The 22,727-nt window shown below is 58.9% G+C and carries 22 protein-coding genes; 12 read left to right on the forward strand and 10 right to left on the reverse strand.

The window, feature by feature from the left end:
* Positions 1-11: 11 nt before the first annotated feature.
* The 9 genes from ACP26L_RS09160 to ACP26L_RS09200 all read left to right on the forward strand — a co-directional run bounded on the left by ACP26L_RS09160 (position 12) and on the right by ACP26L_RS09200 (position 10,430).
* Positions 12-1,343, forward strand: a complete 1,332-nt coding sequence (locus ACP26L_RS09160) for an efflux RND transporter periplasmic adaptor subunit (protein ID WP_426452206.1) — start codon at positions 12-14, stop codon at positions 1,341-1,343.
* A gap of 65 nt (positions 1,344-1,408) precedes the next feature.
* Positions 1,409-3,109 (forward strand): hypothetical protein, encoded by a 1,701-nt coding sequence (locus ACP26L_RS09165; RefSeq protein WP_426452207.1) that lies wholly within the window; start codon positions 1,409-1,411, stop codon positions 3,107-3,109.
* Between the two features lie 146 nt (positions 3,110-3,255).
* A complete protein-coding gene (locus ACP26L_RS09170; protein WP_426452208.1) occupies positions 3,256-4,293 on the forward strand; it encodes a CapA family protein in 1,038 nt (345 codons plus the stop codon).
* Between the two features lie 304 nt (positions 4,294-4,597).
* The gene (locus tag ACP26L_RS09175; protein ID WP_426452209.1) at positions 4,598-5,446 is read left to right on the forward strand and encodes an MBL fold metallo-hydrolase; all 849 of its coding nucleotides are present in this window, start codon (positions 4,598-4,600) and stop codon (positions 5,444-5,446) included.
* Positions 5,447-5,886: 440 nt separating this feature from the next.
* Positions 5,887-6,690, forward strand: coding sequence for a VanW family protein (locus ACP26L_RS09180; protein ID WP_426452210.1), 804 nt, complete (start codon positions 5,887-5,889; stop codon positions 6,688-6,690).
* A 159-nt stretch (positions 6,691-6,849) separates the two neighbouring features.
* Positions 6,850-7,401 (forward strand): GNAT family N-acetyltransferase, encoded by a 552-nt coding sequence (locus ACP26L_RS09185; RefSeq protein WP_426452211.1) that lies wholly within the window; start codon positions 6,850-6,852, stop codon positions 7,399-7,401.
* Between the two features lie 239 nt (positions 7,402-7,640).
* Positions 7,641-8,384 carry an ABC transporter ATP-binding protein gene (locus ACP26L_RS09190; protein WP_426452212.1) on the forward strand — a complete coding sequence of 248 codons (744 nt, stop codon included), beginning with the start codon at positions 7,641-7,643 and terminating at the stop codon, positions 8,382-8,384.
* Positions 8,381-9,133, forward strand: coding sequence for an ABC transporter permease (locus ACP26L_RS09195; protein ID WP_426452213.1), 753 nt, complete (start codon positions 8,381-8,383; stop codon positions 9,131-9,133). Before ACP26L_RS09190 ends, ACP26L_RS09195 begins: the two co-directional genes overlap by 4 nt.
* Positions 9,134-9,659: 526 nt before the next feature.
* Entirely contained in the window at positions 9,660-10,430 is a 771-nt protein-coding gene (locus ACP26L_RS09200) for a C40 family peptidase (protein ID WP_426452214.1), read from the forward strand.
* A gap of 180 nt (positions 10,431-10,610) precedes the next feature.
* Here ACP26L_RS09200 and ACP26L_RS09205 read toward each other — a convergent pair whose 3' ends face one another.
* The gene (locus ACP26L_RS09205) at positions 10,611-12,062 is read right to left on the reverse strand and encodes an IS1182 family transposase (protein ID WP_426450322.1); all 1,452 of its coding nucleotides are present in this window, start codon (positions 12,060-12,062) and stop codon (positions 10,611-10,613) included.
* 328 nt (positions 12,063-12,390) lie between these two features.
* Between ACP26L_RS09205 and ACP26L_RS09210 the strand changes: the two genes are divergently transcribed.
* Complete coding sequence (locus ACP26L_RS09210) at positions 12,391-13,494, forward strand: GntR family transcriptional regulator (protein WP_426452215.1); 1,104 nt, start codon at positions 12,391-12,393, stop codon at positions 13,492-13,494.
* Between the two features lie 25 nt (positions 13,495-13,519).
* On the opposite strand, the gene ACP26L_RS09215 is transcribed toward ACP26L_RS09210, so the two are convergent.
* Positions 13,520-13,699: a hypothetical protein gene (locus ACP26L_RS09215; RefSeq protein WP_426452216.1), complete on the reverse strand. Its 180-nt coding sequence runs from the start codon at positions 13,697-13,699 to the stop codon at positions 13,520-13,522.
* Positions 13,700-15,072: 1,373 nt separating this feature from the next.
* Between ACP26L_RS09215 and araD the strand changes: the two genes are divergently transcribed.
* Together araD and ACP26L_RS09225 are read left to right on the forward strand one after the other, a co-directional pair.
* On the forward strand, positions 15,073-15,762 hold the full coding sequence (gene araD, locus ACP26L_RS09220) for an L-ribulose-5-phosphate 4-epimerase (protein WP_426452217.1): 690 nt from the start codon (positions 15,073-15,075) through the stop codon (positions 15,760-15,762).
* Between the two features lie 15 nt (positions 15,763-15,777).
* Positions 15,778-17,448 carry a ribulokinase gene (locus ACP26L_RS09225; RefSeq protein ID WP_426452218.1) on the forward strand — a complete coding sequence of 557 codons (1,671 nt, stop codon included), beginning with the start codon at positions 15,778-15,780 and terminating at the stop codon, positions 17,446-17,448.
* Between the two features lie 149 nt (positions 17,449-17,597).
* On the opposite strand, the gene ACP26L_RS09230 is transcribed toward ACP26L_RS09225, so the two are convergent.
* The 8 genes from ACP26L_RS09230 to ACP26L_RS09265 form a co-directional block, all read right to left on the reverse strand.
* Positions 17,598-17,801 carry a hypothetical protein gene (locus ACP26L_RS09230; RefSeq protein WP_426452219.1) on the reverse strand — a complete coding sequence of 68 codons (204 nt, stop codon included), beginning with the start codon at positions 17,799-17,801 and terminating at the stop codon, positions 17,598-17,600.
* A gap of 60 nt (positions 17,802-17,861) precedes the next feature.
* Positions 17,862-18,209 carry a hypothetical protein gene (locus ACP26L_RS09235; RefSeq protein ID WP_426452220.1) on the reverse strand — a complete coding sequence of 116 codons (348 nt, stop codon included), beginning with the start codon at positions 18,207-18,209 and terminating at the stop codon, positions 17,862-17,864.
* A 325-nt stretch (positions 18,210-18,534) separates the two neighbouring features.
* Complete coding sequence (locus tag ACP26L_RS09240) at positions 18,535-20,088, reverse strand: FAD-dependent oxidoreductase (RefSeq protein WP_426452221.1); 1,554 nt, start codon at positions 20,086-20,088, stop codon at positions 18,535-18,537.
* Between the two features lie 94 nt (positions 20,089-20,182).
* Positions 20,183-20,620, reverse strand: a complete 438-nt coding sequence (locus tag ACP26L_RS09245) for a hypothetical protein (RefSeq protein WP_426452222.1) — start codon at positions 20,618-20,620, stop codon at positions 20,183-20,185.
* Positions 20,617-21,027 carry an HIT family protein gene (locus ACP26L_RS09250; RefSeq protein ID WP_426452223.1) on the reverse strand — a complete coding sequence of 137 codons (411 nt, stop codon included), beginning with the start codon at positions 21,025-21,027 and terminating at the stop codon, positions 20,617-20,619. Before ACP26L_RS09250 ends, ACP26L_RS09245 begins: the two co-directional genes overlap by 4 nt.
* Positions 21,028-21,262: 235 nt before the next feature.
* Positions 21,263-21,385, reverse strand: a complete 123-nt coding sequence (locus ACP26L_RS09255) for a hypothetical protein (RefSeq protein ID WP_426452224.1) — start codon at positions 21,383-21,385, stop codon at positions 21,263-21,265.
* Positions 21,386-21,406: 21 nt separating this feature from the next.
* Complete coding sequence (locus tag ACP26L_RS09260) at positions 21,407-21,571, reverse strand: hypothetical protein (protein ID WP_426452225.1); 165 nt, start codon at positions 21,569-21,571, stop codon at positions 21,407-21,409.
* Positions 21,572-21,728: 157 nt separating this feature from the next.
* On the reverse strand, positions 21,729-22,679 hold the full coding sequence (locus ACP26L_RS09265) for an SPL family radical SAM protein (RefSeq protein ID WP_426452226.1): 951 nt from the start codon (positions 22,677-22,679) through the stop codon (positions 21,729-21,731).
* Positions 22,680-22,727 lie beyond the last annotated feature (48 nt).

Below are 22,727 nucleotides of genomic sequence, written 5' to 3' on the forward strand. Positions count from 1 at the left end.
GGAACGAACCCATGAATCCAGTATTTCAATCCAAGAGCAGATCTAAACGGCGTTACGCCCAAACCATAGGTATTCTACTGCTGGCTTCCTCGGTGGCGGCTGCGTGCTCGCCGCCGGGAGGGGCTCCTGCTCCGGCAGCACAGCAGGGAACGGCACAGCAGAAGCCGGTGAAGACAGCGAAGGTGGAACGGCATCTGATCGCCGATCCGCGTGAGCAGCTCGCCGATGTGGTCTCCAGCGTCAAGCTGGACATCATCACCAAGGCCGGCGGCCAAGTGACCGAAGTGCTGAAGAGCAAAGGCGAAGCGGTCCGTGCGGGAGAGGTCATCTTCCGCATCGACTCCCGCGATGCCGTCTCGACGGTGCAGAAGAATCAGGTACAGCTGACAAGCGCGGAGCAGAACCTGGAGAAGGCGCGGGAGGACCTGAAGAACAGCAGGACCGATCTGCTCAACGCAATCACGAAGGCCCAGCAGGCGCTCGATGATGCGAAGAAGAACTATAACAAAATGCGAAACGACTATGACAACGGCCTTGTGACCAAGCGCCAGCTGGAGCAGTCGGAGGAGACGGTAACCAACGCCGAGCGCGATCTGAACATACAGAACGACAAGCTGAGTTCGTTGGATTCCACGAACTCGCTTGCGTCACAAGAGTCGCAGCTCCAATCGAATCGTATAGCGATCTCGGATGCGCAGCGCGCACTCGAGAATTATGAGGTGACAGCTCCGGCGGACGGGATCCTTACGGACTTTACCGTAGAGAAGGGCATGACGGTCTCGCAGAACTTCACGGCAGGACAGGTGCAGAGCGGCGGAGCGGTCAAATTCAAGGCGGAGCTGACCGAATCGGCTTACGCGCTTGTCAAGAACAAGAAGGAGCTGACGTTCTATGCCGCCGGCCAGCCGGACAAGAAAGAGAAGGCGGCCGTTACGTTCCTCAGCGGAGTGGTGAATTCCCAGACGCGGACCTACTCCATGGAGCTTCAGGTATCGAATCCGCAGGGCAGTTACCCCGCAGGCAGCCGGGTACTTCTCCAGCTGACCGACGAAGCGGAAGAGACGGTGGTCGCTGTGCCGACGCTCAGCATCATTCGTGATGGCTCCGATGCCTTCGTCTATGTGCTGAACGGCGACAAAGCCGAGAAGCGCGCCATCAAGACCGGCCGGGTCAAGGACGTGTATCAGGAAGTGCTGGAGGGACTGAAGGAAGGCGAGACCATCATCACATCCGGTCATTCGCTGCTGAAGGACGGGCAGACGGTGACAACCGCATCTGCCGCCTCTGGAGCCGCACCGGCAGCAGCTTCCGCCGAGACGGCACCCGCAGCGGAGCAAAAATAGCCGAGCCTCATGGATTCAAGCACCAAGGCAGCAAGTTACATCCAGTCTGAATGGAGGATTCTTACATGAAAACATGGCATAAGATTGTTACCTCAGCTGTTCTGTCCACCGTGATCGCCGCTTCGGGCACATTCCCTGTATGGGGCGCACAGGCGGCCGTCGCTGCGGCTGTGGAGTCGGCAGGTTACAGCCTGACCGGTTCGATCCAGGCGGAGGTCAAGAGTGCCGCCGTGAAGGCAGTGGAAGACGGAACCCAGGTCGCGGCGGTGGTCCGGCTGACGAATACGTCCGGGAAGAAGACGCGCGTGCCGGAATACGAGCTGCGCGCGGTAACGGATGAAGGCGTCGAGTACACCCTGACAGCCAGCGCCTCCAATGCCAAGGCAATCCAGTCCAAGGAAACCGTGGAGCTTGTTTATCTCTCCACGGTAGACGGCGGAGATTTCAATATCGCTTCCCTGACTTTCGTGGAAGTGGACGAGTATGTGTATCCGAAGCTCGAGACGGAGCTGCTCCGCATTCCCGTGAGCGCGACCGACGCCGGACGTCCGGGAGCCGATACACCGGTAAGTACGTGGGGGACGTCCTTCACGATTCCGTCGCTTTCTTCCAAGCTCACGTACACGCCGCAGGGGTGGTCCCAGCAGCTCAGCGAAGAAGGGCAGACGTACCTCGTCACGCTGCTGGTCGAGAATCCTTCGGATAAGCGGGTGACGCTGCCGCAGTTCCGCATAGACGGGCTGGCCGGCGGCAAGCAGTACACCGGCGAGCGGACGAAGGAAGCGCCGGAGGCGCTGGAGCCGGGCGAGAAGGCGTATGTTCACTACGCGGTGAACGTGGATAACGGGGTGGAACCCGAAGAACTGCTCATCATCACTTCGGACGCCTACGGGGAAGGCACGGCCGCCGTATCCATCGATGTTCCGCGCCTCAAGCTGGCGCTGCCGGAGACGTCGGAGGTCAAGCTGGCCGGTCTGCCGGAATACAAGAGCGGCACACCGATCTCCTTTGACCCGCTGAACCAGATCATCGGCGGGAACACGGAAGTATCCCTCGTGGAGCTGCACCGTCATGAGAATGCCGAGCAAGGCTACCAGACGGTAGTGGCCAAGTTCAAGATGGTCAACCGCGGTTCGAAGTCGGCGGTGCTGCCGTCCTTCCAGGCGGATCTGACCACGGCTGCCGGGGCATCTTATACGGGCAGCCGCCAGAAAACGACGGCACTGACCCTGGAGCCGAATGTTGCTTCTGTGGTCACTTATTCCTTCAACGTGCCGAAGACAGAGACGAGCGAAACCTTCGGCATCAAGCTCTCCGACACGAAGTCGGCTGCGCCTTATGTGAGCGAGATTGCGATGATCAAGGCTCCTCTGCAGAAGGACGAAGAGGGCGGCACGACGTACAAGATGTATCCGTACGACGTGAAGCTCGGCTTCTGGACACTGAACTCGCAGTTCAGCTCCACCACGCTGCAGTACTCCTACAAGCTGACGATGGACCTCGATTTCAGCGTGACGGAGGATGTCATGGTCGATGCCGGTTTCTCCAAGCTGAAGTTCGAGCTTACCGACACGGCTGGCCGGGTTGTGGCGTCCGAGACTCACGGCTTCACCGGCGAAAACCGTCTGCTCAGCGGCCGTCAGACTCTGACGTTCAGCAATCTGCAGACCGAACAGCTGCAGTACCCGCTGACGATCAACGTGTACGAATCGGTAGAGACGGAATCCGGTACGGCGAACCGTCTGCTGTTCAAGCTCAAGCAGTAATTTTCTTCATACGCTCTTCATCCATCGAACCCCCGCCGGGCTGGCGGGGGTTTTGTATTAAGAGCCGTCTTCTCATCATTGGGCTGACTTTCGTCCAGGCTTCGGAATAGGATAATGTATCCCATGCAGCAAAGGAGGTGCAGCGGATGCCCTCAGAGCTTACGATCGCCGCTGTCGGGGACATTCTCATCTCCCAGAAAATCATTACCACCTCCGCCGTGCCGGGCAGGAAGCGGAAAGATTTTGCCCCGCTGCTGCGGCACGTCGCCCCGATCCTGCGCAGGGCGGATCTGACGATCGGCAACCTGGAGATTCCGCTGGCCGGACCGGAAGAGCGCTACACGCGGAGATCGGAGGAGACGGGATTCTACACCTTCAATGCGCCGGACGAACTGGCTGCCGATCTGAAGGAAGCGGGCTTCGACCTGCTCGTCACCGCGAACAACCACTGCTTGGACCGGGGACTGGGCGGGCTGCAGCGGACCTTGGATGTGCTGGATGCGGCGGGCCTCTCGCATACCGGAACCTTCCGTACCGAAGAGGAGGCGGCACAGCCCTGGATCTCCGAGATCAACGGAATCCGGGTCGCCATTCTCGCCTACTCGAAGAGCACCAACAAGATCCCGGTTCCGAAGGGGTATGAATGGTGTGTCAGCCTGCTGGACGAAGGGCGGATGATCCGGGACATCCGGGCGGTCCGGCCCCAGACGGATCTGCTGGTCGTCTGCCCACATTGGGGCCGGGAGTATACCCATGAACCGGTGACCCTCCAGAAGCGGCTGATGCGTCGGCTGCTCTCCGGCGGGGCGGATCTCGTGCTCGGATCGCACCCCCATGTCATCCAGCCGGCGCTCCGGACGCCGAAGCAGGCAGCCGTGTACTCGCTTGGCAACTTCATCTCGCCCACCTTAATGAACCGGCCGGCTACCCGCAGCGGCTTGATCTTCAAGGCCCGGATCATCAAGGAGGATGACGGGACGGTATGGATCCGCCATACCGGTTATGTTCCTACCTGGACCCGCCGGAGGGGAAGGGGGGGCGCTATGCGGTATGAAGTGATTCCGGCCGTCCCCGTCGGTCTTGCCGACGGAAAGCAGTTTGGGCTGAGCAGAAGGGAAGAGAAAGAATTCGCCCGGGTCGTGCGGCACACGATGAAAGTGCTGAGGACGCCCGTCAAGCCTTGAAGGGAATTGGGATGGCGGATGCCGTGCAGAAGCCTTCAGGACACCCTCATACCCGAGAAGTCATCTCCGGTATAGAGGGCTCTTGGCGTTGTACAGGGGCGGGGAAGGGACGGATGAATTCTCCCTCTCCGGAGCAGAGTAAGGAAGAGTGTCTCAGCGGGGACTGCGGTAAACTGGGGAGTCGTACAGTGCCGCAGCCTGATTCGGTGTATTCCTCATCCGCCGGATGCGTTACGAACAGGATGGAGGGCGGTTGGGGCATGGCTGCCTGTCCGGTTACGATGGTTCCAGGAGGTGCAGAATAGTGGAAAATCCGATGAAAGATACGCGGATCCCGATGACCTCGGTCCGCAGCGGAGAAGGGGCAGAGGCGGCGGAGGATCTCTACGCGTATACCGTTCAGATCGTCAATGTCGTCTTTGCGGGTTCGCCGGACCGCCCCCAGGAGGGCTGGGTGCTCATAGATGCCGGCCTGCCGGGCTGCGCCGAAGAGCTGATCCGCCAGGCGGAGGCCCGGTTCGGATCGGGATCCCGGCCGGCGGCCATTCTCTTGACCCACGGCCACTTCGACCATGTGGGAGCCGTGGTCGAGCTGGCACGGCACTGGCGGGTTCCCGTGTATGCCCATGAGGCCGAGCTGCCGTTCGTGACGGGACGCTCGCGCTACCCGGATGCCGACCCGGGCGTCGAAGGAGGGCTCATCGCCAAGATCTCGGGCTGGTTCCCGAACGAGCCCGTGAATCTGGAGGGGCACGTCCACGTGCTGCCGGGAGACGGTTCCGTGCCAGGCCTGCCGGGCTGGCGCTGGATCCATACTCCCGGACATACGCCGGGGCACGTTTCGTTCTTTCGCGAGGCGGACCGCGCGCTGATCGCGGGAGACGCGTTCGTCAATACCCGGCAGGACAAGCTCTACCAGGTGCTGACCCAGACAGAGTACCTCAGCGGTCCGCCGAGATATTTCACGCCGGACTGGCCGGCTGCCGGTGAATCGGTGCGGAAGCTGGCGGCCCTGCAGCCCCGTATCGCCATTACGGGCCACGGCGTACCGCTGGCCGGGGAAGCGTTCACGGCCGGGCTCGCGGAGCTGGCGGCTGAATTCGAGCGTGTGGCGGTACCGGACTACGGGCGCTACGTAGACGGGAAGCGATAACGATAGAGTTGAATATAAGGGCAAGGTCTTCGTCCTCAGGCTGCCATGGCAGAATGGGGATTTTTTGTTTCTTAATCCACCGTATATCGGACGGTGATCTTGGTTCTGTTGATGGTTTTTGCGAACTAATGTTCGCAGTGGTGGTGGGCGCCCCACAGATGCTCTGCCCCTTGCCTCCGAGGCTTCTTTGCAGGGGACTGGTTCGAAACCCGGCAGGAGCTGTGCGGGCCGGATCTCCTGAGCCGGTCGGAGCCGATGGGGCGGCACCTTGCTGTATCCTCCATCCACCTCGTCCGGCAGACGGCTCCTCCAGGTCTCTCTCCCGCGGGAAAAAAGCGTGAGCTCCCATACGGAACGGCGGCTCCCTCACTCTCGTCTGTAGAGTATACGGCTTAGCCGCATAGACGGCTGGTAGACGAGCCAAACGGAGGAGTATGCATATGAGGATCAGACAGCGGATCGGCAGAGCCTTTCCCTGGCTCTACGGTCTGCGGGTGAAGCAGCTGCAGTGGGAGCGGCGGCTGGCGGATTGGCGAAGCGGTGTGATGTTTGCGCGTGAGCGGCATGAGGTGCCTCTGCCTTATGTTACGGCGAAGCACCGTTCCGTGCTGCGCCGGAGGCTGGAGGGAACCGATCCGCAGCTGCAGGAGAACAAGATCGTGAATCTGGGACTCAGCCTTCCGCTGATCGACGGGCTGATCCTTCGTCCCGGAGAGACATTCTCCTTCTGGAACCGGATCGGAAGGACCACACCGCAGCGCGGATACGTCGACGGGCTCATGCTCTCCCGGGGTGAGGTGCGCAGCGGACCGGGCGGCGGGCTGTGCCAGCTGGCGAACCTGCTGTTCTGGATGGCGCTGCACTCGTCCCTTACGATAGCGGAGCGGCACCATCACAGCTTCGACTTGTTTCCGGACGACCGGAGGACCGTCCCGTTCGGCAGCGGGACGAGCGTATTCTATAACTATGTCGACCTTCGGCTCCGCAATGATACGGAGCGGGTGTACCAGCTTAAGGTTTGGATAACGGATGACTTTCTGGCAGGCGAGCTTCGGAGCTCGGCGGAGGAGGGCTGCAGCTACCGGGTGGAGGAGAGGGAGCACCGGTTCTTCGAGCGGGATGGCCGGCGGTACCGCAGCAACGAAATCTGGCGCCTGCGCCTCGGCTGCAGAGACCACCGTGTGCTGGGGGAGGAGAAACTGCTCGATAATCTCGCGGAGGTCCGCTATCCGGCGAAGAAGTAAGCCCGCGGACGAAGGCGTGTGATTCGTCCTTCCTGCGAAGCGGGCCGTCCGGAGCGATCAGGGCTGCGGGTTCCTGCCAAGAGCAGGTGGCGAGGGATGGCGTAGCCATAGCCCGTATGGTAAGATGGATCAAATTGACAGGCGGGGAGAGAGATGTGTATGGGGATTGCCGAACTGGTAAGGCCCTCCTGGGATTACCGGGACGCTTATATTTCCTTTTATGAAGAGTGGCTGCAGAGCGGGGAGGATATGGTGCCATGGGTGATAAAGAGGGAGCCCTATGCGTATCGCGAGATGCTGCGCTTTCTCGAAGAGGGGGAACGGCCGGAGCTGGTGCCGCCGAATTTCGTGTCCCATTCGACGTATTGGCTGCTGGACAAGACCGGCCGGATCGTGGGGGCCGCGAACCTGCGGCACACGCTGAACGACAAGCTGCTGCGGAGCGGCGGCCATATCGGGTACGGCATCCGGCCCTCGGAGCGAGGGAGAGGCTATGCGTCGGAGCTGCTGCGTCTCACGCTGGAGCGGGCACGGGAGCGCGGAATCGGCCGGGTGCTGGTCGTCTGCGATCGGGGGAACGCGGCATCGGAGCGGGTCATCGTCAAGAATGGGGGGCTGCTGGAATCCGAGCTTACCGAAGAGAACGGCAATGTGGTACGACGGTTCTGGATTGGGGAGCCCGGCCAGGGACCGGGACGCGATAACCTTTGATGATCCAGCCCCGACCGGCATGGTGGAGGCGATCGACATGCTCTCTAAAGCAGTAGGCACATGCGGCATCCCGATGTAAGCTGCACGGTTAAGTTCGCGGCAGTCTAACAGTCATTATAGCAGGACACTCTCGGCTCTCTTTGTGGGGGAGCCGGGGGCTTGGACGGAAGGCTGTTCTCTTCTCGCTCCGGATGAATTTAGGTATAATGAGGGGCAGATGAAGGGGGCGCAATCCGCTCATGAAGCAAGGACTCGCATTATCCGCTTTAATGAAACAACACGGGGAGACGGGCCGGGTGCTGTTCTCCGGGATTACGGCCGAAGCCGCCGCAGGCGAATCCGTCGCGCTGCTCGGCGGCTCCGGGCAGGGCAAAAGCACGCTGCTGCGTATCCTGGCCTGGCTGGAATCGGCCGACGGGGGCCTTGTGGCTTATGGGGGCCGTGCCCGCAGCGAGTGGAAGCCCGCCGATTGGAGGCGCAGGATCTGCTATGTGGCGCAGCAGCCGGTTATGCTCCCCGGCACGGTGGAAGACAACCTGCGGACCGCCAGCAGGCTGCACCGCAGTGCCTTCGACGAGCCCTTGGCGCGGCGCTGCATGCAGGCTCTCGGGCTCGGCGGGCTGCCGTGGGACAAGAAGGCCGGCGACCTGTCGGGCGGCGAGAAGCAGCGTGCGGCGCTGGTCCGATCCCTGCTGCTGCGGCCGGAGGTGCTCCTGCTTGACGAGGTGACCGCCTCACTCGATCCCGGGAGCAAAGCCGCGGCCGAGGAGCTGCTCGCTTCTTGGAGGCGGGAGCACGGTACGTGCCAGATCTGGGTGACGCACGATCTGCGGCAGGCCCGCGAGGTATGCTCGCGCGTATGGCTGCTGGCGGACGGAGCACTTCAGGAGGACCGGCCGTCCCGGGACTTTTTTGAAGAGCCGGCCACGGAGGCGAGCCGAAGCTTCATCGGGACAGCGGCCGAAGGGGTGGGAGAAGCATGAGCAACCTGGCGCTGCTGTGCACACTGGCCTTTGTCGGTGTTACCATGCTGCTCTCCGTCTGGCAAAAGCTCGGGCTTGAGCGGGACATTGCGGTCGGCACGGTCCGCTCCGCCCTTCAGCTGCTGCTTGTAGGCTACGTGCTGCAGTATGTATTCGGATCCAAGCACGTGCTGCTTGTGCTGCTGATCGTGGCCGTCATGATCGCCGTGGCCGCCTGGAACGCAGGCCAGCGGGCCAAGGGGCTGCCGGGCATCCGGCGCCGCATCGCCCTGTCACTGGCCGCCACCGAGCTGCTTACGGCCGGTCTGCTGGCCGGCCTCGGGATCATTGAGGCGACGCCGCAGTATCTTATCCCGATCAGCGGGATTACGATCGGCAGTGCGATGATCGTCTCGGGCCTCTATCTGAACCAGATGCGCCGCGAGCTGGAGTCCTCCCGCGGGGAGATCGAGGCGCTGCTCTCTCTCGGGGCGACGGAGCGGCAGGCGCTGCAGGATGCGCTGAAGCGCTCCGTGCGGTCGAGCATGATTCCGACCGTCGACGGGATGAAGACGGTCGGGCTGGTCCAACTGCCCGGGATGATGACCGGAATGATTGTGGCTGGCGCCGATCCGGTCGAAGCGGTCCGCTACCAGATCCTGATCATGTTCATTCTGGCCGCTTCCGCCGCCGTTACCTCTATGCTGCTCAGCCGGTTGTCCTACAAGCTGTGGTTTGACCGGAACGGGAATTTGCGTCGGGGACTGTAGCGGGCCGAGGCTATGGAATTCCTATCGTGGATACGGAGTAAGCCTGCATCTCAGCCCTTCAGGGGAAGACAGAGCCACCCGAGGGTTACGTGGGTTCCGCACGCAGTACCAAAGGGAGAGAGCTTTCGGCCACTTACCGTCATTCTCTTACCTTGTTCCTCGACAGCCGGACTCCGGAGCGGGATTCGCGGGTCTTTGAAAGGGAAGGGGAAGGCGAAGTTACACGTTCACTCCTAGGGAAGTGCTCCGAGCTGCTGCCCACGAGATACGTCACACCCGGCCGGCTTTTCTGTAGGGACGAGAGCGCTTGATCTGATCCCGGAGACGCGCCCATTTGATTTTCCGCGAATTGTCGTAGATTCTAAACCGTGCAGGAGCCGTTCGGTCCCCAAGACCGGACGGTTTTTTCCCATGCTTCGCGGTGCACGCTGAAGTTCTTAGACGAATCCCCGCTCCCCTCTGCATGGAATGGCCTCTCTCTAAGCAACATAGGGATATCCGACATATGCAAAAGGGGGCATTCGTTATGAGAATGAGCTTCGTTCGATTCGCCGTTTGGGGCTGCTGTATGTTTCTGGTTCTTACAGGCTGCGGCCGGGGGAATACGGGGGGAACGGGAGGGGGGAACTCCACCATGCAGGGCGGGATGGACGCCCGATTGTTCGACCGCAGCGTGGCGGAGAACGATGAACTGCTCCGCCAAGGCGATGCGGGGCTCGACAAGCAGGTGCCCGGCGTTTCGCCGCAGAAAAGTACGCCGGGCGGGGGAACCGGGGTGCGCACCCTGCAGGAGACGCAGGACATGACTCCTGTGTGGCCCAACCCCGCGATCGCCCCTCAGGCGGGAGGTTACGCGGAGAATGTGCTGTCCACCGCGGCGATGTATTATGGGACGCCGTACGAGTACGGCTCGGACCGTTCCGATCCCTCCACCTTCGACTGCTCGGATTATACGAGGTGGACCTACCTGTATGCGCTCGGCATGGACCTTCCGCCGGATTCCCGCAGCCAAGCCCAGTATGTGCGGAACTTTTCCAGCCGGGTGTATACCGACATTCATCAGGCGCAACGGGGAGATCTGCTGTTCTTCATCGGCTACCGCGGCGGGCAGCCCGATGCCTATAGGGGGGCGTCCAAGGCGATGGGGAATATCAGCCACTGCGGCTTGTATCTCGGCAACGGCAAAATGATCCATACGGCATCCGTCCGGACCGGAGGCGTGCGCATCGACAATGTGTTCGACAATCATCTCGAATACCGGTTCGTTATAGGAGGATCGGTGCTGCAGCTCAAATAGACGCTGGCCCTCCGGGCCAAGAAGGCTATCCGAAGCCTGTTCCGCGGTGGGAGGCCACTGAAGAACTCACGCTTTTTCCTCGGGGGCCTTGCATAAATCGCAAAAAAGACATCTGTTTCCATTTTTCTGGAGACAGATGTCTTTTTTAATGGCTCAAAATGGGCCTGCTTGACGCGCTTTTCAATCCACCAGTTTCAATATCCGCTTAAGATTTACAGCGAATATGGCCATTGCACCTTGCATTTCCATGCCAAGCAGACCCGAGGATGTGGCAACATCATACCCGTGCCTATGTTTGAGTTCGCTGTTTTTTGCTTCAATCTTGTAGCGCTCTTTGGATTTCTCCTTGAAATATTCCGTTTCCTGAAACGCCATTTGTTCTGAGTGTACTTCAGACTTAATCGTTACGGAATACGTTTTGCTTTTGGCGCCTTCTTTATAACAGCCTTCCTTGAAGGGACAACTCTTACAGATCTCTACGTCAAAATAATAGGTATCCTGCTGGTTTTTGCCGACGTCTTTCTTGCCTTGCCGGGCCTTTCGAATCGCCATGTGACCAGCCGGGCATACATACATGCCGGCATCTTTGTTGAACAGAAACTCCTCTTCTTTCTTGCGGCTGCCTTGCGTAATCAACGGATTGAGTTTCGCTACAAGTTCAATATCATTGTTCGTTGTGTACAAAATATTATCTTTCTCGGAGTAGGCGGTATCGCCAATGACGGTCCTCACTTGCATTCCCGTTGTCTTGCTTTTTTCGATGAGCGTCTGCAGTTGTTTGCCGTCATTCTTCTCGCCTGTTGTAATGACAGCTGCCGTTATGATGCGTTCTTCCGTCATGGCCAGGTGCGTTTTATATCCAAAGAATGCAGAATCGGCGCTTTTATGTCCAACCCGAGCATCCGGGTCCGCCGCAAGACGAAGCTGCTCGATGTCATCCTCCACCGTTTCCTTCAGCAGGTTTAACGGCTTCAAAACCTTTGGCACTTGCGCGATCCCGGATTCCATCTCGATGAAGGTTATAAGCTTTTGACAATACTCAATTTCGTCTTCGAGTACACCGTTCATGTTCTTTGCGGGCATCTTGGCTTTGATTGATTCATCCATCGTGTAAACGGACTTTCGCAGCTTCCTTGCACGGTCTTGCAGAATTTCTAGCGGAGACTTCTGATTGTAGCGTGCTTTTGTATGCGTGGCGTCAACGATAATGGAGTTGCTCTTCAGGATTTTCAGTTCGATGGCGAGGTCTACCGTCTTACCAATGAGCATATCCAACAAGTTGATGTCTTTGAGCCGCAGTTTGCGGAATTTTGTCAGAGAACTCGGGTCGATGACCGGGTCCTCCGGTGCCATGCCTAAGAAATATTTAAACGACAAGTCATACTTGGAACGCTCGACAATATCCATGTCAGATAGTTCAAAGATGGTTTTTAGCAACAAATATTTAAACATTCGGATGGGGTCAATTGCGCTACGTCCCTTGTCCAAACAATATTTTGTTTCCAGTTCCTCATAGATGAAGGTAAAGTCCACCAGCTCATTAATTTGACGGAGCATGTTGTCCTTCGGCACGACGATATCGTACAGAGCTGCATAAGGACTCAGAACCAAACTTTGTTGTTGTCGAATCATCCGTCTCACCCGCTTTTCGTGATGACTCAATTATACGTCAAAAAAAGCACAGCATCTTCAAGTTTCTTGAAGGGCTGTGCTTTTTTTAGACGGACTTTTTCAGTGGCCTCCCGCGGTGGAACGGGCTTTTTGTCATTTCAGATCCATCCGTTTCCCTTGCTGTGTTTCTTTATCTGCAGGCTTTGTTAGCCGTATGCTTCAGTTTCCATGTGTACAACTATGGTTTTGGGAATATAGGTTGTACGTACAATGCCAAACTTGGTATAATGAGCCTTACGATAACAGAACGGCACAGTGGCCGTGCAGAGGAAGCAGAAGAGGTGTCGGCATGGAAAAGAACGGACTCCCCAAATATATGCAGCTGAAGCAGCAGCTTCTGGAGCAAATCAAGGATGGCCAAATGCAGCCGGGCGATCAGCTCCAGACCGAATTCGAGCTCTCGGACGCCTACAAGATGAGCCGGCAAACCGTCCGGCAGGCGATCGGAGAACTGGTGCAGGAGGGCCGGCTGTACCGTGTCCAGGGGAAGGGCACCTTTGTGGCGGCATCGGCAGCCCCGGCCAAGAAAGCGGAAGAGACCGAGAAGACGATCGGGATCATTACCACCTATATCTCCGATTACATCTTCCCGCTGATCGTCCGCGGCGCGGAAGCGGAGCTTCGCAGCCGGGGCTACCGGCTCATGCTCTCCTCTACGGACAATGACAAAACGAAGGAGAGGGAGAGCCTCGAGCTGATGATGAGCCATCCGCTCAGCGGGCTGATCATTGAACCGACGAAGAGTGCGGAGGGCAATCCGAACCTTCATTACTACCTCTCGATGGGCATGTCGGATATCCCGTTCATCATGATCAATGAGCGGTACCCGGAGATGGACTGCCCCTGTGTGAAGCTCGATGACGAGAAAGGCGGATTTCGGGCGGCGGAGCATCTGATTGAACTCGGCCACCGCCGGATCGTCGGCTTCTTCAAGACGGACGACCTTCAGGGCATCCAGCGGCTCAAAGGGTTCATCCGGGCCCACCGCGATTACAAGGTGCCGCTCGATCCTGACGCGGTCGTCCGTTATTCCACCGAGGACAAGGAAGAGCGGCCTTACGAAGCGGCCCAGGTACTGCTGGCCTCCAGTACGCGGCCGACAGCCTTCGTCTGTTACAATGACCAGCTGGCCGTTCATCTGCTTGAGACGGCCCGGCAGGCCGGCCTGCGGGTGCCCCAGGACCTGTCAATCATCGGCTTCGACGATTCATCGCTGGCTACAGCCACCGAAGTCAAACTGACCACACTGACCCATCCCAAGACCGAGATGGGAGTGGAGGCAGCCCGTCGGCTTATCGACCGGATCGAAGGGATTACCGCCGGCGGAGCAGAGGACGATTCCTATATTTACGAGCCGCAGCTGGTTATCCGCTCATCTACCGGACCTGTATAAGCCAAACTATTCCGTTGCCACGATACTAGTGCAGGGCGCCGGAGCAGGGGCCGAACGGACACATCGACGCCTGCATGATGCCGGCCCAGTAGAACAGGGTGTCCCCATCCACTGGAATAGCGGCGAGAATCCCCGGCTCATATGGCGCAGAACAAAGAAGGAGCAGGCGGCGGTCGAGGCACAGCATCTGTGCTATCCGCCACACCCTAGCGAGTCCGGGTCACCGGGCCGGCTTCTGCCTCACGGCAAGCTCCCCAGAGTAAAGTTGTTTAGGGCGCGCGGTTAAGGAAGCGAACCTGAATCCCAGGATTCGGAGGCTGTGCTCTGACTTCCCAAGCCGCGTGGCAGAGAAGTTCTGGACATGCGCTATATCTGCTTCGGTCTTGTAGAGCTTCAAGCTGCCCGGCTCTCTTTGAGTCTGGACATGCGCTATATCTGCTCCAGTCTGTAGAGCTTTCAAGCTGCCAGGTTCTCTTTGAGTCTGGACATGATTCGCGGCCTTGACAGCGATTCTGCCGTCTGTATCCGTTGACCTATACGTCGTAGAGTCGGATAACGGAACTGAGGTATCTTATTTGATGATTTCCCGTGATTTCCCAGCGAATAACGGAACTCAGGTATCTTATAGGCCTTCCTCTCCGAGAAAAAGCACCTCAATCATCAAAGTAACGAACTCCAGTTCCTCTATTTTCAAAATGGTACTTTCGTCAAGGGCATAGCGCATCTGAGTTCCGTTATCCCATTACCGGAGTTCTGCATCCCTCACCGCTATCCGATCTCCTTACCGGAGCATTGCCATCCCAACACCGAGAGCGGATCTCCTTACCGGAGCTCCGCAATCCCATCACCTGATATCTGATCCCCTTACCAGCTTCGCAATTCCCTCACCTGATATCTGATCCCCTTACCAGCTTCGCAATTCCCTCACCGCTATCCGATCCCCATACCGGAGCTCCGCTATCCCATGCCCCGAGATCCCCCCTCCTTATCGAGCTTGGCAATCCCATCATGTTTCCATCCCACAGCTCCCTTCACTTAAAATAACACCGGAACCTATGGAAGAGCAAAACTAGACCGCAGTCACGACTGCCCGGGAACCGCACGTTTTTGCATTACAGCATCGGGTCCTCCGCTGGATCTCTTCCTAAGGATCAGCATCTGCTGCTTGGGAATGGGAGCAAGGGATGGATCAGTAATCTGCGCGGTCAGCGGCCATAACGCACTACAGGTCTTGGGGCGCCCGGCTGCGCTCTGCATGTAGGCGACAGCCCAATTAGGCCAAGGCTAGGGGAGAGGCCAGGGAAATCTGAAGAACGGCTGCTGTGTTGGCAAAAATCCACTTCCCGTGATGGAATCCTGGTTTCGCTGCCTTTGAAAGTACGACAAAGAGTGACTCTGAGGCACTCCTATCGGTGACCTGCAATGTTACTTACCCCGCACGTCCGAGAAAGGGAGTGGGCGGCGGGTTCACTAAAGGAGAAAGCGGTCGACACACGAAAAAAGGTGTGGAAAATTTGTACGTACAAGTATATAATGGACCCGAGAACATTTCGGATTCGGAAAGGGGTTACGATACATTTGTTAGAACAATTGAAGCAGGAAGTACTGGAAGCGAACCTGGATCTGCCGAAATACGGACTGGTTACCTTTACTTGGGGCAATGTGAGCGGAATTGACCGTGAATCCGGCCTGGTCGTTATCAAGCCGAGCGGCGTTCCTTATGACGAGCTGCGGGCAGAGGACCTGGTCGTGCTGGATCTGGACGGCAAGGTTGTTGAAGGCAAGCTCAAACCTTCCTCCGATACGCCGACTCACCTGGCGTTGTATAAAGCGTTTCCGACGGTCGGCGGCATCGTGCACACGCACTCCCCTTGGGCTACTGCATGGGCGCAGGCGGGCCGCAGCCTTCCGGCACTGGGAACGACCCATGCCGATTACTTCTACGGTGAAGTGCCCTGCACCCGCCCGATGACCCGTGAAGAGATTCAAGGCGCTTACGAGCTTGAAACCGGCAACGTCATTATCGAGACCTTCGAAGGCAAAGACCCGCTGCAGATCCCAAGCGTGCTCGTTCACTGCCACGCTCCGTTCTGCTGGGGCAAGGACGCGCACAACGCGGTTCACAATGCGGTCGTGCTTGAGGAGACGGCGAAGATGGCGTTCCACACAGTCCAGCTGAATCCGAATACCGTGCCGATGGACCAGAACCTGCTCGACCGGCATTTTCTCAGAAAACACGGCGCCAACGCCTATTACGGACAATCGTAAGAGGCCGGGTCCCGCATGGTCATCAAATATGCGATCGGGATCGACTACGGCACGGAATCCGGGCGTGCGCTGCTCGTCAACCTCTCGAGCGGGGAAGAAGTCGCCACGCATGTCACCCCTTACCCGCACGGCGTGATCGACGAAGTACTGCCGGACTCCGGCGTAAAGCTCGAATACGACTGGGCGCTGCAGCACCCGGCCGACTATATCGAAGTGCTGAAGCGCTCCGTGCCGGCCGTTATGAAGGAATCCGGTGTGGACGCGGCGGACGTGATAGGCATCGGCATCGATTTCACGGCTTGTACCATGCTGCCGGTCGACGAGACCGGAACGCCGCTCTGCTTCAAGCCGGAGCTCAAGGAACTTCCCCACAGCTGGCCGAAGCTTTGGAAGCACCACGCCGCACAGGATGAGGCGAATCTCATGAATGAGATCGCGGAAGAGCGCGGCGAAGCGTTTCTTCCGCGCTATGGCGGCAAGATCTCGTCGGAATGGATGATCGCCAAGATATGGCAGATTCTGAACGAGGCGCCGGACATCTACAGCCGCGCGGACCGCTTCGTGGAAGCAGCGGACTGGGTGGTCGCGCAGATGACTGGCAGCCTTACCCGCAATTCCTGTGCTGCCGGCTACAAGGCGTTCTGGCACAAGCAGCACGGCTATCCGAGCAAGGAATTCTTCGGGGCTCTGGATCCGCGCCTGACGAACCTGACCGAGACGAAGCTGCGCGGTGAGGTGCTGCCGCTCGGTACCAAGGCCGGCGAGCTGACCGCCGAGATGGCGGAACTGATGGGCCTGCCCCCGGGCACCGCGGTAGCGGTCGGCAACGTGGATGCGCATGCGGCCGTTCCGGCCGTGGGCGTGGTCACGCCGGGCAAGCTGGTCATGGCGATGGGCACCTCGATCTGCCACATGCTCATCGGCACGGAAGAGAAGCTGGTCGAAGGCATGTGCGGCGTCGTGGAAGACGGCATCATTCCGGGGTACCTTGGATATGAAGCCGGCCAATCGGCGGTTGGCGATATTTTCGCCTGGTATGTCGAGCAAGCGGTACCTGCTTATGCTGCAGATGCCGCCAAAGCGGAAGGTATCTCCGTACACGAGTGGCTGGAGAGGCGAGCGGCGTCATACAAGCCGGGCCAAACCGGCTTGGTTGCTCTCGATTGGTGGAACGGCAACCGCTCCGTGCTCGTCGATACGAACCTGACGGGGCTGATTCTAGGCTGCACCCTGCTGACGAAGCCCGAGGAGATCTACCGTGTGCTGCTGGAAGCGACAGCCTTCGGTACACGCAAGATCGTCGATACGTTTCACGAAAGCGGCGTGGAAGTCAACGAACTGTATGCCTGCGGGGGGCTTCCGCAGCGCAACCGCCTGTTGATGCAGATCTACGCCGATGTGATGAACCGGGAGATCAAGATCGCAGCGTCCACACAGACTCCGGCACTCGGTGCTGCCATGTTCGGTGCGGTGGCAGCCGGCTCCGCACGGGGCGGCTACGACTCCATCGTGGAAGCGGCAGCCCAGATGGCACGTGTCCGCGAAGAGACGTACAAGCCGATTCCGGAGAACGTGGCGGTATACGAGAAGCTCTATCAGGAATACTGCAGGCTGCATGATTATTTCGGCCGCGGCGGGAATGACGTCATGAAGCGGCTCAAGGCAATCAAGGAAAGCGTGCGTTAATCCTTATGCTCGGTCTTCCGGCAGCAGCCAAAAGCCGCCCTTCTGTTGAGAGGGGCGGCTTTTGGCTGCTGCTTGTCCTGCTTGACGACAGACTAGCTTGAACGCTCATCTACAGTCCAGTAGAAAAAAGACGGAATCCGGACGTAAATCTACTTGGAACGGTTGGTCTTAGAGCTTTTATCATCGTCAAAAGTATGTTGAACCGTATCCATGATGTCCTCAACGACGTCGGCCAGCTTGTCCGTCGCCGCTTGGCTCCCGAGCTCTACGGGCGCATTGTAGCTGACAGGCATACTCGATGTATCGTCAAATTCATTCTTACTGCCGGAAGATGGCTGTTTGCGGTTGGCCATGGGAGTCACCTCATTTGTGGAATATATGCCTCCCTTACCATTACCCGATGTCACACCGGTTTATTCAATCACGCCGGGGAAGCCTGGCCCTGCTGCTGTTCCTCCTGCGATCCTTCGACTGGACTTCGCAAAAAGCCGGCCGGCCAAGCTGCCGGCCGGCTTCCTGCGTTTAATCGCGGCCTTGGAGTCGTCCGTGTCCATGCATCCCATGCTGCCCGCCATGATGACCGCCATGGTGGCCCCCATGATGACCGCCATGATGACCGCCATGATGCCCGCCATGATGCCCGCCATGATGACCGCCATGATGCCCGCCATGATGTCCGCCATGATGACCGCCATGGTGACCGCCATGGTGACCGCCATGATGACCGCCATGATGGCCTCCATGGTGTCCATGGTGTCCATGGTGCCCTGGGTACAGCCAATAAGGATAAGGAACATAAGGGACGACATGAGGGTGGTACTGCGGTTGGACGTAAGGATGGACGACAGGGTACATAGGATTCTGATAAGAACGGGTGTAGTTGCTCAAGGCAATTGCTCCCTTCGGGGTGTGGGATCGATGTTTACACCATACACTATGCCCGGGAGCCCCTGTGGATGCTTATCCTTATCAAAGCCGGTTGGATTTAGGCTCCCATCCATCAGGACAGCAGCGGCTTGGCCTGACCGGAAGGATGCTTTCGCTGCGGGGGACAGCGGACCGTCTGCCATGCGCTGTTCATGCGCCTCAGGATTTGGGCTTCACGACAAGCCGGCCCTGATTCACCTGCTCGATCTGCTCGGGGGTGTACCCTTCGATGAGATTGCGGCCCGGCTTCCCGGTCAGTTCGATGCCTCTTTTCACCATGAGCTTCTGCAGGCGCTTCATCTCGTCTTCCGGGATGGAGGTGAGCTCATACCTGCTGTCCATGAGTCCCAGAATAGCGCCGATCACTTCTCCGGCTTGGGCGGTATTCGGCTGGATGCGGGCGCTGCCGTAGGCGACAGCGGAGGCCCCGACATTCTTGCCGGCGGCGATTACGTTGCCGTATCCCTTGTAGAGGAAGGAACGGAGCGGCATCGCGTACCGGTCCGATTTGCCGACCTCGGTTCCCCAGGGGTTTGCCTTGGTGCCCTGCAAATCAAGAGCATAGCCCGCGATGCCTACGGTATCCGGGAACATCCTGCCGCTGAACAGGTCGGAGGCCTGAAGCACATACTCTGTCTCGTAGCGGTCATAATCGCGGATGTACAGGTAGCGGGGATATCCGTTCACCTCGGCGTTCTCCCAGCCCGGAAGCTCCCGCCGCAGATGGTCCCTGACCTTGAGCGTCTCGCTGACCCCAAGATCATGGGCATGCTTCACGCTCTCCGCATCCGCTGGATTCACGCCGAAGACGAGCAGGGCGTTGATCAGCGCTTCGCCGTCCCGCTGGTTCACGACATTCAGGCCGCGCAGGAAGACCTCCTTGCTGCTCGGTTTATAGCTTTTGCCGATATTACCGAGGCCGTAGGCATAGTCTTTCGACACATCGGTATTGCCTCCGTACTTCTCAAACCGCTGCGCTTTGGGGAGACCCCCGACTTCCTTCTGGAACTTCTGCCAGTCGACGCCCTTGAACTTCATCATGATCGAGGAGGCCATATAATCCTTCCCTTTGGCCGGAAAGACCGTCTCCATGCCGGGAATCCGCTTCAGGCCGAGGCGAGAGGACAGCGCGGCATGATCCGTATTCTCCACCCAGTAGCGCGCCGACACCGTCTTCTCCTCGCCGTTCTTCGTCCGGTAAGTCAAGGCCGTCACCCGGGTCGGGGAGGCTCCTTCCGGCTTGATCGTGGGGGTGAATCCCCCCGACGAGTCGGTCGACAGCGAGGTAATGGTGATGCCGGGGACGATCCGGATTCCTTCCGTCAGCGAGGCAAAATAGGCCTCATATTCGGGAAGCCTGCGGATCGTTCCTTTCTTGTATTCGTCGAACAGTCCCTTCACCCGGCCCTGCAGCAGCGACTTGCCGCTGCGGTCGAACGGCTCGTCGAGATACAGCATCTCCCCCTGCAGCAGCTGACCTCCGGGCTCTTCACGCGGATCCAGCACCATCACACTAAGGCCTTCCTCCACAGCCGCGCGGGCCAGATACATTCCTTCGATCTCCGAGCCGATGACGACGACATCCGGCTTCGAGGGATCGAGCGGTTTCGGCGGTTTGACGCCGTACACTTGCGTGCGCCCGAAACAGGCGGTGAGCAGCAGCGCCCCCGCCATAAGGATGGATGAAACAGCAAACCACTTGCGTCCGGTCACTAATAAGGCACCCCTGTTCTATGAATGATCATAGTCATAGACAAGGAAAGTCAAAGAAAAGTTGCAAAACTTTGGAAAAAACAGAAGACCGGTATCAGCCCCGGCCGGGAACAGGCTTCGTACCGGCCTCAAAGAGCCGATCCAGGAGAGGGGAAAGCTTGGGGTCGGAGATGTAGTAATGCTCTCCGATGGCGTGCGGGAGGAGCGAGAACTTCTCCTCGCCCTGCTCAAGCAGGATCACCATATAGGTGTATCCGGTACGCTCAGCTTGGCTGGGGTCGGGAGAGAAGCGGAGCTCTCCCGCTTCGGCGAGCCCGTCCCGGATGACCTTGGGATCCGTGACCGTTCGCCACTCCCCGGTCATGCCGCTGCGGATATCGATCCGGTCCACAGCACTCAGCTGGCCGGGATAGAACTCGGCCAATGACCCGGCAGGCAGGGAAGGCGAGGGGGCTTCCCGTCCACACCCGGCGAGCAGCAGGAACGTCAAAAGAATGGACGTGAGAACGATTCGAAGGAGATTGCGGCTCACTCCGGTTGTTCTCCGGACGGAACGGAGGCTCTGCGGTTCTCCGGGCTGCGGTACAGGTGGCGGATGCCTTTGCCTGCGTAGAACTCATCGGCATAGCGCGGGAGCACATGCAGATGGGCATGGGACAAGGTTTGTCCGCCGACAGCACCGCAGTTCCATCCGATATTGTACCCGTCAGGGCGGTAGGCTTCTTCCATATAGGCCTTAACTTGCAGGAGAAGGGGGTGGACGGCATTCCATTCCTCGGGGGTCAGGTCAAAGACGGATTCCCGGTGAGTCTTCGTGACCAGAACGCCCGCTCCGGGGATTTCCTGGGTATCGAGCTGCAGAAACATGCAGTGCTCGTTCTCGAGCACAATCCGCTGTTTCGGTTCCAGCTCCACATGACAGAATACGCAATCTTGCATGGGCTTCACTCCTTGGAATTTCCATATGTATCAGATCCAACTCTACTATAGCATACCTGCGGCTTTGGAAGCTTCCGTACCGGGGGTCCGGGAGCAAACGAGGCGCGAGCTGAATCCGCTGCGGTTGGCACCTGATCCCCTTTTTTTGGGGTCAGTCGTCCGCTTTTCCATGGAGAAAGCGCTTCGTGCAGCCATCCTAAGAGCGCATGCCAATGCGGCTGACTTCACTTCGAAGTCAGCCGCACTGCCGCATGAACCGCCGGAAGCTGCACAGCTCCATCCGGGTCTGAGGCGGATCCTGCTGTCCGATACCGGGCTGCTCCCGCCGCGCCGGACTATGCAGAGCCATGAAGTCCATGTGGCGGCCATACGGCCGTCCTTATTCCTTGTTATATTCCTGCCACAAGGTCTTCCCGCCGGATTTGGGGCACTCCGGGAACTTCTCGTCTTTCTTGAAGTTCTCCAGGGCGCCTTCCGTACACATGTAGGGGCCGGTTTCCGGCACGGTCTCGCCGGTCGGATACTCCCGGTTGGATTCTGACATGGCCAGCACCTCCTTTCGATGTTTCCTCCTACTTAACCCGGGAGGACTACCCTGAATCGGCCGCCCGCCGCCGCGGCGGTATAGACGAAGGGCATCCGATGGATACTGATTCTGAAGCACATCCCGACTCAGCCGGCCGCTGGCCGATGATCACATCTCAATCCAAAACAAAGGAAAGCTGGACCGGCGTGTCGGATTCGGCCGGTGCTGCAGCCGATACGGGCTCCAGGCCCTTCGGGTCGGGCTTGTACTCGGGCAGACCGTGCTTCTCCAGCAGGGTCTGCAGTCGTGCCCGCACTTCGCGGCGATAGGGAGCCGAGGGATAGCCGGACCCCGCGTACAGGCGCGCGTAGGAGGACAGGAGCGCGGGATATTGTTCGCGAACCGTACCGAAGAACCAGCTCTTGACCTCCCGGGTGCTGAGACGCAGGGGCGATCCCATGATGAAGGAAACACCCGCCTCCCGGCTGCGCCTTACCACGGCACCGAGTTCTTCTTCACTGTCGGTCAGATAGGGAAGGATCGGAGCAAGGAAAATGCCCGCGGTGACTCCGGCCTCCCTCAACCCGGCGAGGGCTTCGAGACGCTTCTCCGGGGAAGGCGTCATGGGCTCGAAGCTGCGCCAGACCTCCTTGTTCATCGTGTTCAGCGAGATATTCACGGAGCTGCCCGGCAGTTCACGGAGCAGATCCAGGTCGCGCAGAATCAGCGGCGAACGGGTCGTGACGCTTACGGGGAGGCCGCGTGCCGCCAGAGCTTCCAGGCAGCGGCGGGTCAGCTGCTCGCGGGCTTCGATCGGCTGGTAGGGATCGGTGGCCGTTCCGATCGCAATGCGGCCGGCCAGCTTCTCCCGGCCTCCCCGGATGCGGAGCATCTTGTCGAGCTGTTTTTCGAGCGTTTCGCCGGCATTTGCTTTGTAGAGAATCTGATGCTGGAAGGCATCGTCCGTTCCGAGCCCCAAGAAGGCATGGGTGGAGCGGGCATAGCAGAAGCTGCAGCCGTGCTGGCAGCCGCGGTAAGGGTTGATGGACCAGTCAAAGGGCATGGAGGGAGCTTTCACTCCATTCAGAATCTGTTTGGCATGAAGCGGTTCGTAGGTGGTTTTCATCTGAAGGTTCAGCTCGCTTTCTATGATCAAATGGGAATATGTGTTCGT

The sequence above is a fragment of the Paenibacillus sp. S-38 genome (assembly GCF_049942825.1).
Lineage (GTDB): Bacteria > Bacillota > Bacilli > Paenibacillales > NBRC-103111 > Paenibacillus_G.

What these genes read in the sequence shown, in the direction of transcription:
- ACP26L_RS09265 (WP_426452226.1), bottom strand. Translation starts at nt 22,679, where the DNA reads ATGAAAACCACCTACGAACCGCTTCATGCCAAACAGATTCTGAATGGA.
- ACP26L_RS09255 (WP_426452224.1), bottom strand. Translation starts at nt 21,385, where the DNA reads ATGGACTTCATGGCTCTGCATAGTCCGGCGCGGCGGGAGCAGCCCGGT.
- ACP26L_RS09170 (WP_426452208.1), top strand. Translation starts at nt 3,256, where the DNA reads ATGCCCTCAGAGCTTACGATCGCCGCTGTCGGGGACATTCTCATCTCC.
- ACP26L_RS09260 (WP_426452225.1), bottom strand. Translation starts at nt 21,571, where the DNA reads ATGTCAGAATCCAACCGGGAGTATCCGACCGGCGAGACCGTGCCGGAA.
- ACP26L_RS09195 (WP_426452213.1), top strand. Translation starts at nt 8,381, where the DNA reads ATGAGCAACCTGGCGCTGCTGTGCACACTGGCCTTTGTCGGTGTTACC.
- ACP26L_RS09205 (WP_426450322.1), bottom strand. Translation starts at nt 12,062, where the DNA reads ATGATTCGACAACAACAAAGTTTGGTTCTGAGTCCTTATGCAGCTCTG.
- ACP26L_RS09185 (WP_426452211.1), top strand. Translation starts at nt 6,850, where the DNA reads ATGGGGATTGCCGAACTGGTAAGGCCCTCCTGGGATTACCGGGACGCT.
- ACP26L_RS09230 (WP_426452219.1), bottom strand. Translation starts at nt 17,801, where the DNA reads ATGGCCAACCGCAAACAGCCATCTTCCGGCAGTAAGAATGAATTTGAC.
- ACP26L_RS09190 (WP_426452212.1), top strand. Translation starts at nt 7,641, where the DNA reads ATGAAGCAAGGACTCGCATTATCCGCTTTAATGAAACAACACGGGGAG.
- ACP26L_RS09210 (WP_426452215.1), top strand. Translation starts at nt 12,391, where the DNA reads ATGGAAAAGAACGGACTCCCCAAATATATGCAGCTGAAGCAGCAGCTT.
- ACP26L_RS09160 (WP_426452206.1), top strand. Translation starts at nt 12, where the DNA reads ATGAATCCAGTATTTCAATCCAAGAGCAGATCTAAACGGCGTTACGCC.
- ACP26L_RS09250 (WP_426452223.1), bottom strand. Translation starts at nt 21,027, where the DNA reads ATGCAAGATTGCGTATTCTGTCATGTGGAGCTGGAACCGAAACAGCGG.
- ACP26L_RS09235 (WP_426452220.1), bottom strand. Translation starts at nt 18,209, where the DNA reads ATGGACACCATGGACACCATGGAGGCCATCATGGCGGTCATCATGGCG.
- ACP26L_RS09165 (WP_426452207.1), top strand. Translation starts at nt 1,409, where the DNA reads ATGAAAACATGGCATAAGATTGTTACCTCAGCTGTTCTGTCCACCGTG.
- ACP26L_RS09225 (WP_426452218.1), top strand. Translation starts at nt 15,778, where the DNA reads ATGGTCATCAAATATGCGATCGGGATCGACTACGGCACGGAATCCGGG.
- ACP26L_RS09180 (WP_426452210.1), top strand. Translation starts at nt 5,887, where the DNA reads ATGAGGATCAGACAGCGGATCGGCAGAGCCTTTCCCTGGCTCTACGGT.
- ACP26L_RS09200 (WP_426452214.1), top strand. Translation starts at nt 9,660, where the DNA reads ATGAGAATGAGCTTCGTTCGATTCGCCGTTTGGGGCTGCTGTATGTTT.